Annotated in this window: 17 protein-coding genes; 9 read left to right on the top strand and 8 right to left on the bottom strand. The window is 61.1% G+C overall.

Going from position 1 to position 12756, the window contains the following annotated elements; genetic code table 11:
• Nucleotides 1–16: 16 nt before the first annotated feature.
• The 5 genes from BMZ40_RS16320 to BMZ40_RS16300 all read right to left on the bottom strand — a co-directional run bounded on the left by BMZ40_RS16320 (nucleotide 17) and on the right by BMZ40_RS16300 (nucleotide 2452).
• Nucleotides 17–478: a DUF3124 domain-containing protein gene (locus BMZ40_RS16320; RefSeq protein WP_092378347.1), complete on the bottom strand. Its 462-nt coding sequence runs from the start codon at nucleotides 476–478 to the stop codon at nucleotides 17–19.
• A 37-nt stretch (nucleotides 479–515) separates the two neighbouring features.
• Nucleotides 516–926 (bottom strand): hypothetical protein, encoded by a 411-nt coding sequence (locus BMZ40_RS16315; RefSeq protein WP_092378344.1) that lies wholly within the window; start codon nucleotides 924–926, stop codon nucleotides 516–518.
• Between the two features lie 172 nt (nucleotides 927–1098).
• On the bottom strand, nucleotides 1099–1674 hold the full coding sequence (yjjX, locus tag BMZ40_RS16310) for an inosine/xanthosine triphosphatase (RefSeq protein WP_092378342.1): 576 nt from the start codon (nucleotides 1672–1674) through the stop codon (nucleotides 1099–1101).
• Complete coding sequence (locus BMZ40_RS16305) at nucleotides 1653–1997, bottom strand: DsrE family protein (protein WP_092378338.1); 345 nt, start codon at nucleotides 1995–1997, stop codon at nucleotides 1653–1655. Before BMZ40_RS16305 ends, yjjX begins: the two co-directional genes overlap by 22 nt.
• Nucleotides 1998–2008: 11 nt before the next feature.
• Entirely contained in the window at nucleotides 2009–2452 is a 444-nt protein-coding gene (locus BMZ40_RS16300; protein ID WP_092378334.1) for a DMT family transporter, read from the bottom strand.
• Between the two features lie 151 nt (nucleotides 2453–2603).
• Here BMZ40_RS16300 and BMZ40_RS16295 point away from each other — a divergent pair, with 151 nt between their 5' ends.
• The 9 genes from BMZ40_RS16295 (at nucleotide 2604) to BMZ40_RS16255 (ending at nucleotide 11499) form a co-directional block, all read left to right on the top strand.
• Nucleotides 2604–3125, top strand: coding sequence for a nitroreductase family protein (locus tag BMZ40_RS16295; RefSeq protein WP_092378331.1), 522 nt, complete (start codon nucleotides 2604–2606; stop codon nucleotides 3123–3125).
• Nucleotides 3122–3688 (top strand): NUDIX hydrolase, encoded by a 567-nt coding sequence (locus BMZ40_RS16290; protein ID WP_092378328.1) that lies wholly within the window; start codon nucleotides 3122–3124, stop codon nucleotides 3686–3688. The genes BMZ40_RS16295 and BMZ40_RS16290 overlap by 4 nt, the downstream gene beginning before the upstream one ends.
• A 34-nt stretch (nucleotides 3689–3722) precedes the next feature.
• Nucleotides 3723–5393 carry a glutamine--tRNA ligase/YqeY domain fusion protein gene (locus tag BMZ40_RS16285; RefSeq protein WP_092378325.1) on the top strand — a complete coding sequence of 557 codons (1671 nt, stop codon included), beginning with the start codon at nucleotides 3723–3725 and terminating at the stop codon, nucleotides 5391–5393.
• An 84-nt stretch (nucleotides 5394–5477) separates the two neighbouring features.
• Nucleotides 5478–6233, top strand: a complete 756-nt coding sequence (locus tag BMZ40_RS16280) for an arginyltransferase (RefSeq protein ID WP_092378322.1) — start codon at nucleotides 5478–5480, stop codon at nucleotides 6231–6233.
• Nucleotides 6234–6275: 42 nt separating this feature from the next.
• The gene (locus BMZ40_RS16275) at nucleotides 6276–7460 is read left to right on the top strand and encodes a cysteine desulfurase family protein (protein ID WP_092378320.1); all 1185 of its coding nucleotides are present in this window, start codon (nucleotides 6276–6278) and stop codon (nucleotides 7458–7460) included.
• Between the two features lies 1 nt (nucleotide 7461).
• Nucleotides 7462–8064: an iron-sulfur cluster assembly scaffold protein gene (locus BMZ40_RS16270; RefSeq protein ID WP_092378317.1), complete on the top strand. Its 603-nt coding sequence runs from the start codon at nucleotides 7462–7464 to the stop codon at nucleotides 8062–8064.
• Between the two features lie 16 nt (nucleotides 8065–8080).
• Entirely contained in the window at nucleotides 8081–8995 is a 915-nt protein-coding gene (locus BMZ40_RS16265; protein ID WP_092378314.1) for a TIGR01777 family oxidoreductase, read from the top strand.
• A gap of 110 nt (nucleotides 8996–9105) precedes the next feature.
• Nucleotides 9106–10419, top strand: a complete 1314-nt coding sequence (locus tag BMZ40_RS16260) for an ATP-dependent 6-phosphofructokinase (protein ID WP_092378311.1) — start codon at nucleotides 9106–9108, stop codon at nucleotides 10417–10419.
• A 6-nt stretch (nucleotides 10420–10425) separates the two neighbouring features.
• Complete coding sequence (locus BMZ40_RS16255) at nucleotides 10426–11499, top strand: hypothetical protein (protein WP_092378308.1); 1074 nt, start codon at nucleotides 10426–10428, stop codon at nucleotides 11497–11499.
• Here the strand turns inward: BMZ40_RS16255 and BMZ40_RS16250 are convergent, their stop codons facing one another.
• From BMZ40_RS16250 to BMZ40_RS16240, 3 genes are all read right to left on the bottom strand, one after another.
• Nucleotides 11500–11835: a hypothetical protein gene (locus BMZ40_RS16250; RefSeq protein WP_092378303.1), complete on the bottom strand. Its 336-nt coding sequence runs from the start codon at nucleotides 11833–11835 to the stop codon at nucleotides 11500–11502.
• Between the two features lie 21 nt (nucleotides 11836–11856).
• Nucleotides 11857–12177 carry a PilZ domain-containing protein gene (locus tag BMZ40_RS16245; RefSeq protein WP_177193232.1) on the bottom strand — a complete coding sequence of 107 codons (321 nt, stop codon included), beginning with the start codon at nucleotides 12175–12177 and terminating at the stop codon, nucleotides 11857–11859.
• Nucleotides 12178–12248: 71 nt separating this feature from the next.
• Entirely contained in the window at nucleotides 12249–12695 is a 447-nt protein-coding gene (locus BMZ40_RS16240) for a 2-thiouracil desulfurase family protein (protein WP_092378296.1), read from the bottom strand.
• Nucleotides 12696–12756: the final 61 nt, after the last annotated feature.

The raw sequence follows: 12756 nt of genomic DNA, 5'->3' as shown, positions 1-12756 counted from the left end.
TCTCCATCCGTACTCCCTAATCGTGTGAGTGTTCTTGAATTTCCCTCGCCTGGGAAGTGAAGGAAATGCCCTGTCCCGACTGGGCTCCGATCATGACCGACTCCACCACCGGAGCATTGATCGCATCCGGGGCCTCCCAGCGCACCAGAAAATTGGCTCCCGAACCGCCCTTGACGTCCTTTTCGGCCACCACGTAACGAATCGAGGCCAGCGGCTTCATCTCCAAAGGTGCCTCAAGGTAGTGTCGGACCAAATGCCCTTCGGTATCGTAATAGTCCACCGCCGTCAGCCTGAGACTTCCGCGCGGATCGGTATTGCGGATGGACAGGGTCACGGCCAGATTGAACGGCCGCTCCTTGTCCCCGGTGTAGATGTGCGAATACACGGGCACGTAGAGCAGCTGGCCCGAAGACAGGGCCGGGCCGCCGCAAAATCCGGGCAGGGGAATGAGAAGCAGGCACAGAATGATCCAGCGCATGAGCGTCTCCTTTACGGGGCGCCGGGCCCCGAAAATGCTACGATTCGACTTCGCCCATCTTGGGAAGAAGATTTTTTGGAGCCTCGGATTCGTAACGAAACGTGTGGCTGAACGGCGTCATGACGTCCAGGGCCTGCTCCAGGCTCGCGCCCTCATCCATCAGCTTCTCGATCTTGGCGCGCTCCTTCCACATGTCGCCAAGCGGATCGTGGTCCTTGTTCTTGACCGGCGCCACGACCTTTTCCCAGTCATAGGAGTCGGCCTTTTCCTTGGTCACGATTTCCCAGTATTCTCCCGGCTTGCGAGCCCTTGAGGGATGCGAGGCGGTGGCCTCGTCCAGGATTTCGGAGAAACGCGGCACATCCTCGTCCCAAAGGGCGATGACGGCCTCGGGCTTCTTGAGCACATCTCCTTCTTTGCAGCGATAGACCAGATATGAGCGGGACATATTTTCCTCGTTGGCAATATGGTTGAACTTACGATTGTTTCAAAACGCTTCTTGCAGGTTGACCACTAAATTTGGGCGCGCGGGAAAAACCGGGACCGCAGTTCATGACAATGCACGCGAAAATCCTTTTTTTCAAGGCGACGTAGACAACCCGCGGCGCGGGACCAAGCGGCTAAAGACCCATGCGGACCAGGGCCATGGACACCGCCGGCCGGCTGTAATCCATGCGCGTGACCCGCCCGCCGCTCAAAACCCCGATGATGCCTTGGGCATATCCGATACGCTCGTTCTCGGTCAGCCCGGCCCGGCGCACGGCCGGATCAAGTTCCAGGCCCTCGACCACCACCAGCCGGGTCACTTCCGGGGGCAGCTCGAAAGCGGGGCCAAGCCCCAGATACATTTCGCGGCCGTCGTAAATGGCGCAGGCCGTCAGATTCATGTAGCCGGTATTGGACCCGGGCACCTCGATGAGGCCCGATTCCAGGGCCACGGACAGGGTGCAACCGGCAAAGGCGTTCCTGGCGCGATTCTTTGCTCCGCGCAGGGTCTCTTCAATTCCGAGAGGCTGATCCGGCACCTCGGAGGGAGCGGACACGGGCTCGAACCGGGCCAGGGGGAAAGGCCCCAACATGACCTCGCGGATGGCTCCGAGCTTGACCGGGTTGAGCGAACCGACCCGGATGACCAGCGGAGCGTCACCACCCTGGCCGATCTGGCTGTCCCGGATCAAAACGTGATGACCTGGCATCCCGCTTCCATGTAGGAGCGCATGGACGGATGGCCGTTCATGTCGCCGATGAGCGCGACACCTGCGGCTTCGACCTCGGCGGCGACGCCGAGCTTGACGGAGCAGGCCTTGCATGCGCCGTCAAGCAGTCCTGCTTCGCGAACCTTGGCGAAAAGCTTGGCCAGGGGGTGCTCGGGTTTGACCAGGGCCGGGGCCAGAGCCACGGACGCGCCTTCCATGACGACGCGGACTTCGTGCCCGGCGGCGTGCATGTCGAGCGCGTTCAGAAGCACGTGGATAAAGCACATGGGGTCGCCGTTGAATACGAACAGCACTGTTTTCATAAGCAAGCTCCTTAAAATTTGCGGATCAGCACCACGCCGGTGAAGAGCAGGATCGCGCCCAGAATCCGCCACATGGAGATGGGCTGAGCCGGGATTCCAAGCCACCCGAAATGATCCAGGACCAGGGAGATGCCCATCTGTCCGGCGATCAAGAGAGCCATGACGCTCATGGCTCCAAGGCGCGGCACGGCGACGATGGTCATGGTCACGAAGAAGGCCCCCATGGGCCCGGCCGTCCAGGCCCACCACGGCAGGCTCATCATGATTTTCCCGTCGGGCCAGGGCAGGCGCAGGGACAGGCACAAAAGGCCCAAGACCAGCGTTCCGGTCAAAAATGAAAAGAACGAGGCCAGGTACGGACTGCTCATCAGGTGTGCGGTCACGGCGTTAACGGCCGGCTGGACCGGCATGAGACACCCAGCCAGCGCTGTCAAGACGAGAATCAGTCCATCCATTGTTCCTCCATTGTTCCTCCTTGGAAAGCACCAGGATTCGGCGATTGCCGCCCAATGAGGGCTTTGATACGGTATGCGTCCGCACTGATCAAGGAGTGCGGTCACAACCACCATGGCCGATCCTTAAAAGAGCGGCCGGGGAGAAAAAACCATGCTCGAAATCCTGCGCAAACGCCGCAGCATCCGCCACTACACTCCGCAAGCCATCGAGCCCGAAATCCTGGCCCAGCTCAAGGAGGCCGTGCTGCGCTCGCCGTCATCCCGGGGGCTCGATCCCTGGGAATTCATTTTCGTCACGGACAAAGCCCTCCTTGAAGCCCTGTCCACGGCCAAACCGCACGGCGCGCATTTTCTGCGCGAGGCGGCCCTGGGCGTGGCCGTGCTCGGCAACGAGGACAAGGCCGACACCTGGATCGAAGACTGCGCCATCGCCTCCATCATCCTCCAACTGGCCTGTGAGAGCCTGGGGCTTGGCAGCTGCTGGGTGCAGATTCGCCTGCGCCCACACGACCAGGAAAGATCGGCCGAGGACCGCGTGCGCGAGATTCTGCACATCCCCCCCCATTTGCGGGTTGAATCCATCATCAGCATCGGGTATCCGGCCAAATCCCTCGCGGGACACGCCCGCGAAACACTCAAGGATCACACGATCAGGGCCAACACCTACTCATGACCACAACCGCCGGTCCCATCCGTCACGACCGCTACCGTTTCTGCCCCGCCTGCGGAGCCCCCCTGGAGTTGCAACGCCTGCGCCCGGACGAGCCGCCCCGCCTGGTCTGCTCGAAATGCGCGGGCGTGGTCTATCTCGACCCCAAGGTCGTAACCTGCGTCATCCTCGAGATCGGCGACAAAATACTGCTCCTGCGCCGCAAGCGACCGGACGACACCCACAAATGGCTCCTGCCCGGAGGGTATGTGGATGAAGGCGAGCCCGTCGAACTGGCCGCCATCCGCGAAATCCGCGAAGAGGTGAATCTCGACATCACCCTGGACGGACTGGTCGGCGTCTTCTCCTATGCCGGATGGCCGCCGGTCATCATCGTCTACAGCGCCCACATGGACACGGCGGAACCCAGTGCGGGCGAGGAGACCGAAGACCTCGCCCTCTTCACGCGCGAGCAGATACCCTGGGACCAGCTGGCCTTTCCGAGCACCCGCGACGCGCTCCTGGCCCATATCAACGGGCGGGCTTGTGAGCCCATGCCCCTGACCGTAAGCGATCAACACTCATAACCCCAAAGACGCCACGCAGCATTCAAGGATCACCATGGACACGCCATCCGCACCCTCAAATTTTTTGCGCGCCATCATCGAGGAAGACCTCAGAAACAACAGGAACGACGGCCGGGTCTGCACCCGATTTCCCCCCGAGCCCAACGGGTTCCTGCATATCGGTCACGCCAAGTCCATCTGCCTGAACTTCGGCCTGGCGCGCGACTACGGCGGACGCTGCCACCTGCGCTTCGACGACACCAACCCGGGCAAGGAAGATCCGGTCTATGTGAACTCCATCAAGGAGGACGTGCGCTGGCTCGGCTTCGATTGGGGCGAGCACCTCTACCATGCCTCGGACCACTTCGAACGTCTTCATGACTTCGCGGTGGAACTGATCACCAAGGGCAAGGCCTACGTCTGCTCGCTCTGTGCCGAAGACACGCGCCTGTATCGCGGTACCCTGACCGAGCCCGGCAAAAACAGCCCCTACCGCGACCGATCCGTGGAGGAAAACCTGGATCTCTTCTCCCGCATGCGCGCCGGGGAATTCCCCGAAGGCGCGCACATCCTGCGGGCCAAGATAGACATGGCCTCGCCGAACATGAACATGCGCGACCCGGCCCTGTACCGCATCCTGCATCAGGAGCACCAGAACACGAAAAATGCGTGGTGCATCTACCCCATGTACGACTTCGCCCATGGCCTGTCCGATTCGCTGGAGCACATCACCCACTCCATCTGCACCCTCGAATTCGCGGACCACAAGCCCCTCTACGACTGGCTCCTCGACCAGCTCGATGTTCCCAGCCGTCCCGTTCAATACGAATTCAACCGCCTGAACATCAATTATACCGTGACCAGCAAGCGCAAGCTCAAGAACCTGGTCGATGGCGACGTCGTGGCGGGCTGGGACGATCCGCGCATGCCCACCATCTCCGGCCTGCGCCGCCGGGGCTTCCCGCCTGCAGCCATCCGGGACTTCTGCGAGCGCATCGGGGTCAGCCGCTCGGACAGCTGCGTGGACATGGGCGTGCTCGAAAACTGCGTGCGCGAGAATCTGGACGCGGCCGCTCCCCGGGCCATGGCCGTGCTGCGGCCGATCAAGCTGATCATCGAGAACTACCCCGAAGACAAGGAAGAGTTCTTCGAACTGGCCAACCATCCCAAAAACCCCGAAATGGGCAGCCGGAAGGTCGGCTTCTCGCGCGAGATCTTCATTGAAGCCGAGGATTTCATGGAAAACCCGCCCGGCAAGTATTTTCGTCTCTCGCCCGGTCGCGAGGTGCGTCTGCGCGGAGCCTATCTGGTGACCTGTCAGGATGTGCTCAAAAAATCCGACGGGACCATCATGGCCGTGATCTGCACCTATGACCCCGAAAGCCGGGGCGGGGACGCCCCCGACGGGCGCAAGGTCAAGGGCACCCTGCACTGGGTCGGCGCCCGGCACTGCGCACAGGCCGAGGTGCGCCTCTATGACCGCCTCTTTACGGTGGAATCACCGGGCAAGGATGCCGATTTCCTGACCCAGATCAACGCTTCCTCCCTGGAGGTTCTGACCGACTGCAAGATTGAAAAATCCCTGATCCAGGCCGCCCCCGAGGCGCGCTTCCAGTTCGAGCGGCAGGGCTTTTTCTGCGCGGACCGCCATGATCACGGGACTGGCCGCCCGGTCTTCAACAGGACCGTCACATTGCGTGATTCCTGGTCCAAAACGGCGAAATAGAACGGCAATGAGCATACCGGACGGCATCGATGGGGACGAATCCCGCATGTCGTCCGGTATGCACAAGGAGCATTGGGCGCGGCCATGATTCTCTACTCCCAACCTGAATTTTCGCCGCCCGCGCCCTGCCCCTATCTGCCGGGCAGAACCATGGTCTATTCCTTCTTCTTTGCCGACAGTCTGAACGCCGACGAGCTTTCCTGGTTTTTGTCCCGGGGCTGGCGCAAATTCGGCCACTATTTCTTTCGTCCCGCCTGCCCGGATTGCCGGGCCTGCACCCCCCTGCGCATACCCGTGCAGCGATTCCAGCCCAGCCGCGGGCAAAAACGCGTACTACGCCGCTGCAGCCATGTCGGCGTCAGTTTCGCCCCGGTCCGCTACGAAAAAGAACTTTTTGACCTGTATCATGTACATTCCAAGGTTCGTTTCGGACAAGAGAGCACCTTCGATGAATTCATCGCCAACCTGCACTCCTCGCCCTGCCCGAACCTGCTGGCCCGCTACGAGGATGACGGTCGTCTGCTTGGGGCCGGATATCTGGACCTTGGCAGCGATGGCCTGAGCTCCGTCTATTTCGTCTTCGATCCCGCCGCGTCGAGCCTGAGCCCAGGCATCTTCAGCGTGCTGCGCGAGATCGAGGAGACAAAAAAACGAGGACTTGCCCACTACTACCTGGGTTATGTAGTGCCTGGATGTGAGCGTATGGCGTACAAGGCCGGATTCCATCCGCACCAGCTCTTTTGCTGGGAAGACGGACTCTGGTACGAGGACGGCGAAGAGCCGAAATCCCCGACTCCGGGCGTTCTTCACCCCTTTTCGGGGTGGACAGGTCCGAATTAGGGATTAAGATTTCATCGTAATTTTGCGAAACAAGGAGCCGCCATGGAAAATAGAACCGTTTACTTTGACAACAATGCCACCACTCCTCTGCATCCGGGCGTGAAAGAAGCCCTGATCGAGGGTCTTGAAATATTTGGGAACCCTTCCAGCATGCATGGTTTCGGCCGCGAGGCGCGGGAAAGGATCGAGGATGCGCGGGAAAAAGTCGCGTCCTTCATCGGCGCGGATGCCGACGAAATCCTTTTTGTTGGCAGCGGCTCCGAGGCCAACAACACGGTCCTGTCCCTGCTGCATTGCGACAGCACGCGCTGCTCATGCGCGCTGAGCGGACGCAACGGCCTGGTGACCACGGTCATCGAACACCCCTGCGTGCTGAACACCGCCCGCGACCTTGGGCGCAAGAGCCACGACATCACCTACCTGTCCGTGGACAAATACGGCCGCATCGACCTTGAGGAACTGCGCCGGGCCGTCACGGACAAGGTTGGAATGGTCTCCATCATGATGGCCAACAACGAGATCGGCACCATCCAGGACATCAAGGCCGCGGCCCGCATCGCCCATGAGGGCGGAGCCCTTTTTCACACCGACGCGGTGCAGTCCGTGGGCAAGATCCCGGTGGACGTGCGCGACCTGGACGTGGATTTTCTGACCATCTCCGCCCACAAGCTTTACGGCCCCAAGGGCATCGGAGCCCTGTACGTCAAGAAGGGCGCGCCCTACTGCCCGCTCATCCTGGGCGGACACCAGGAAGGCGGCCGCCGCGCGGGCACGGAAAATTCCCTGGGCATCATCGGCATGGGCAAGGCCATGGAACTGCGCGGAATTGAAATGGAAGAAGAGGAAAAACGCCTGCTTGAGCTCAAGAACATCCTGAAGGCCGGCATCGCCGAAGCCATCCCGGACGCGCTCTTCATGGGCCACCCCGAGCACTGTCTTCCGGGTACGCTGAGCGTCTCCTTTGCCGGGGCCGAGGGCGAAGCCATCCTTCTTTACCTCGATCTGGTCGGCATCGCCGTGTCCACGGGATCGGCCTGCGCGTCGGGCTCCCTGGACCCGTCCCATGTCATCATGGCCACGGGCGTGCCGGTGGAAAACGCCCACGGCTCCGTACGCATCAGCCTGGGCCGCGAGAACACCCTGGAAGACGTGCACTACATGCTCCACCACCTCCCCATCATCATCGACCGCATCCGGACCATGTCCACTGCGTACAGGAGAAAATAACATGTCAAAATGGACCTATTCGGACAAGGTGAAGGACCACTTCATGAACCCGCGCAACATTCTGCGCGAGGACAACGAGGCGGACTTTCACGGCATTGGACAGACGGGCAACATCAAGTGCGGTGACGAGATGATCGTCTACATCAAGGTCGACCCCGCGAACCTGACCATCACAGAGTGCAAGTGGCGGACATACGGCTGCGCCAGCGCCATCGCGAGCACCTCCATCCTCTCCGAGATGGTCATCGGCATGACCCTGGACCAGGCCTACGCCATCACTGCCAAGGATATCCTGAAAGAGCTGGGCGGTCTGCCGGACAACAAGGTGCACTGCTCGGTGCTTGGCGACAAGGCGCTCAGGGCCGCCATCGACGACTATTACGGCAAGAACGGCATGGAAGACCGCATCAAGACCCAGAGCGCGAAGATCGTGTGCGAGTGCATGCAGGTCACGGACGAGGACATCGAGCACGCCGTCCTTGAAGGCGTCAGAAGCTTCTCGGAACTCCAGGACATGACCAAGATCGGCACCGGCTGCGGAGAATGTCACGAAAACGCACAGGCGGTGATGTCGGGCTACATCCAAAAACACTTCGGGCTGTAACGGACGGGAGGTTTCCATGAAGATCCTTGCTTTCGGCGCGACCGAATTCGTGGGGGCGCACCTTGTGCCCCATCTCGCCGAGCGCGGCCACGAGGTTACCGTGGCCGCCCGCTCCGGAAAGGCCAGGTTTTCCCCTCCGATTCGCGTTGTGACCGCCGATCCGGTCACGCCGGGCCCCTGGCAGGATCTGGTCGGCGAGCACGACGCGGTGGTCAACTTGGCCGGAAGCCCGGTCATGACCCGCTGGAACAAGGCCGGCAAGGAAGCCGTCCTGCAATCAAGGGTCCTGAGCACGCGGCACATTGTCGATGCCCTGGCCCGCACCACGGGCAAGACCCTGCTCTGCGCCAACGCCATAGGCTTTTACGGCGACGCCGGAGACGCCGTCTGCACCGAGGAAACCCCGCGCGGCAACGGCTTCCTGGCCGAGGTCTGCAAGGCCTGGCAGGCCGAGGCCCTGCATGCCCAGGAGTTCGGACACAGGGTGGTCATCCCGCGCATCTCGGTCGTTCTTGGCCATGGCGGCGCGCTGGACAAGATGATCACGCCCTTCTCCCTGGGCCTTGGCGGCAGGATTGGACACGGGCGGCAGTGGTTCTCCTGGATTCACATAAACGATCTGACGCGGGTCATGAGCTTTCTGCTGGAAACGCATGAAGCCTCGGGCCCGTTCAACGCCTGCGCCCCGGAACCCGTGACCAACGCGCGTTTCACCCAAAGCCTGGCAAAGAGCCTGGGCCGCCCGGCCATTCTTCCCGTACCCTCCTTCGCGCTGCGCCTGGCCCTCGGGGAGGCGGCCGGCATGCTCCTGACCGGTCAGCGCTGCCAGCCCGAGGCACTTGTGCGCCTTGGATTCGAATTCGCCTTTCCGGGCCTTGACGCGGCCCTGGCCGACATCATCCCCGCATTCAAGACCGCGCGCTCCTCCTGAATTATTACAACTCGCCGCGCTTCTTGTTTTTTAGGCCACCCTGGCTTAACAAACAGGAAGCTTTTCTCATTTCAGTGCCCTTTTCAAGAACGCAACCTCATGGAGACGCAATGGGCAACGCGCCAAGCATCGATACTTCCGTCCCCACCCTTGGACCATGCAGGGTCGACAATCCCTTGCCCTACTGCCACCATATCGACGACAGTTCCAAGATGCCCCTTTATCTCTCCAGTGAAATCCTCGACGGAGCGACGTCAAAAACCGTCTATGAATTCGAGGAGGCGGGACCCAGGCAACAAATCTATTTCGACCCGCCCAAGACCAAATGCGCCATCGTGACCTGTGGCGGGCTGTGCCCGGGCATCAACGACGTGATCAGGGCCATCGTCATGAGCGCCCACCACAATTACCACATCTCCGGGATCTACGGAATCCGCTACGGCCTGCAGGGCTTCATCCCCAAATACAAGCACGACATCATGGAACTGACCCCGGACAGCGTCCGCGACATCCACGAATTCGGCGGCACCATCCTGTCCTCCTCGCGCGGGCCCCAGGCTCCGGAAGAGATCGTGGACGCGCTGGAGCGCATGAACATCTCGGTCCTGTTCATGATCGGCGGCGATGGCACCATGAAAGCTGCCAGCTCCGTGACCCAGGAAGTGCTGCGGCGGGGCCTCAAGATCTCGGTCATCGGCATCCCCAAGACCATCGACAACGACATCAACTTTGTGACCCGCTCTTTTGGCTTCGACACGGCCGTGGAAAAAGCCACCGAGGCCATCCGCTGCGCCCACATCGAAGCCCTGGGAGCGCCCGGCGGCATCGGCATGGTCAAGCTCATGGGCCGGGAGTCGGGTTTTATCGCGGCCCAGGCCAGCCTGGCCTTGAAAGAGGTCAATTTCGTGCTGGTTCCCGAAGCGCCTTTCGAGCTGCACGGCCCGGACGGCTTTCTGGTTCAGCTCAAAACCCGCCTGGAGCAGCGACAGCACGCGGTCATCGTCGTGGCCGAAGGGGCCGGTCAGGACTTGTGCCGGATCGACAACCAGGTCGATCTCTCGGGCAACCCCATCCTGGGCGACATCTGCGATGTGCTGCGCTCGGAAATAAAAAAATTCTTCGCGACCACGGACTTTCCCTACACCCTCAAATACATCGACCCCAGCTACATCATCCGCTCCATCCCGGCCAACTCCAACGACCGCATCTACTGCGGCTTCCTCGGACAACATGCCGTACACGCGGCCATGGCCGGCAAGACCGGGATGGTTGTGTCCAAACTGCAGGAGCGCTACCTCTACCTGCCCCTGGATCTGGTCACCGCCAAGCGGCGCAAACTCAACATCTACTCCAATTACTGGAGATCGGTCATGGAATCCACCGGACAACCCCAATCCATGTTTAACTGCGCCACAAAGGCATAGAAGCTCATGAAACGAATTCTCGCCATCGCTTTCATTCTGGCCCTGGCCGGCGGCTACTGGTTCATGCAGAACCGCGACCGTTTTTTCCCGAAACCGGTCGCCACGGAAGTGGCCCCGCAGCGCTGGCAGGTCGGCACAGGACAGCCGGCCCCCGTGGTTGCCGTGCAGGAACCCGTCAACGCGACCGTCACCGGACCTGAAGACAACGCCACCGCCGAAGGCAACGCCACCACGCCCGCCTTCCCGGCCGACGAGATCGTTCGCCATGACTTCATCGAGGACTTAAGCAGCTATCTGGTCGCCCGCTATCTGCCTGGCGGGACCAAGAAGAATCCGGGAGCCGAGGGACGTTTCGACCTCAACGTCAAGTCCGTGAACATCCGCTACGGAGTCGATTTCAACGGATTGAACGTCGATCCAGCCGATACGCTGGGAGCGCGCAAGGTCATCTTCACCCACGTGCTGAAAGAGCCGGTGCTCGATTTCCTGCACGCGGCATACACGCCGCTCTTTCTGGACAGCCTGGAGCGGGCTCTGCAATCTACCACCTACACCCTTCCTTCAGGACAGATGGCCGTCGTGAGCGAGGCGCAGCGCAAGGAAATGCTGACGCTGCTGGCGACGCGGCTGAAAACCATCGGCCAGACCATAAGCACCCTGGCCAGAACGGACTCGATCCGGCTTTTGGTCACGAAATATCTTGAGGATATGGAGAGTGTCAGCCAGGCGCACCTGGCCTTCTGGAACATGCAGGGGGAGGAGGCATCCATCTCGGCCAGAAACGAGGCCAGCGCCCGCATCAAGACCACCATCCAGACCCGCGAGATCTCGCGCCAGCGCCTCCTGCAAGCCATCGTCAGCGCTTCGAACCCGCAGGGCATGGACGCCTCTGAGCTGATCTACATGGCGCAATGGGTGTATCGCCGAAGCCTGGATGACCCAGGCTCACTGGCCGGCGTGGCCAAGGCCGGAGATCTTCTGGTCAGGACGGCGGAAGCTGTGCAGGAACGCGCCCTGGAACCCCAGCCGGAAGTGGACCCGGCGCCGACGGGCAACCAGACCCTGGGCCAGGCAGAATAGTCAGGACAAATAACTTCTGTCGAGACGGCAGGACTGAACAACGTCCCCACCCGCCTCGTGCAGGACGAACTCTATCTCGCCCCGACGGCCCAGTCGGGGCGAACATTTTTCATTGTTCCACAAGGTCAACCAGCCCGGCCCCCACTCCGAATAGGGAAACGACAGGGTCCCGATGCGGTACAGCTCGGCAACGCTCCAGCCAGCCGCTTCAAGCTCGGCCAGGTTCTGTCTGAACCAGGCCAGGGATCTGACATGGGCCCGCGCCAATTCCTTGGAAATTTTCTCATTCTTCAACAATTCCCCGGTCGCCTCAAGCTCCTGTTCAAATGCGGACATGCTTCTTCCTGTTTGCGTTCATCAGTGACAGACAGGATGCGTGTACTGCACCCCGATCCCGAAACGGGTTTGTTCCAAGCAGCCCAAATCCCTGGTCCAGCGCACCCTGCCATGCGAGGTCCTGTGCGCGGCCAATCCCGATATTTCGGGATTGATGTTCAAGAGCTGGACATAAATCTGGGTGCCGGTCCTGAGCGGCGCACTGGCTTCCATGCAAAGCCCCCCTTCGCTCACGTCCACGAGCTGGGCATCGCTGTATTCCTCGCTGCCGAGCAGGCTGTACCGCACCCTGATCTCTTTTCGCTGACGCGTGAATTCGCGTCTGTTTGCCGTGTTTGTCATTGCGCCCTCCATTCATGCGGATGAATCATCAATATTGGTAATTCATCCACGACAAAAGAAAAGATCCCGAGTCAATCAAGTTCGTCGGGCACGAGCAGCAAAAAACCCTGCGCCCGCAGATACTGCGTCAGGGCGCCGTCTCCCTCGATGCGTCGGCTGGAAAAGGTGCCATCATAAATGATGCCCCGCCCGCAGCTCGGCGAGCGCGGCTGTAAAACGGCCGCCCGGGCCCCGGTCAGCCGGGCCACTCGCTCTACCTGCAGGACCCCGCGTTCGAAGGCTTCGGTCAGGTCGGCCCCGTCCCTGGTCACGGCCCGGCCGTCGAGCAGCTCCACGGCCGAACGCGGCGTGGGCAGACCACCCAGCTGTTCCGGGCAGACAGGGATCAGAACATGATCCCTGGACAGGGCCATGACCCTCTCGTCCGTCTCGCAGCGTCCGTCATAACGGCAATATATCCCAAGCAGACAGGCGCTGACCAAAATGGGCCCGTGGTCTTTCAAATCCTTTCTTGTCATCGTTTTCTCCATCCTGTAGCCCTTTGAACGCGACAATTCGCATCAAAATAACGTGAAATTC

This window comes from Desulfomicrobium apsheronum, assembly GCF_900114115.1.
In the GTDB taxonomy this organism is placed as follows: Bacteria; Desulfobacterota; Desulfovibrionia; order Desulfovibrionales; family Desulfomicrobiaceae; genus Desulfomicrobium; species Desulfomicrobium apsheronum.
The sequence above is the reverse complement of the archived record's forward strand: the minus strand, read 5'-3'. Positions and strand labels throughout refer to the sequence as shown.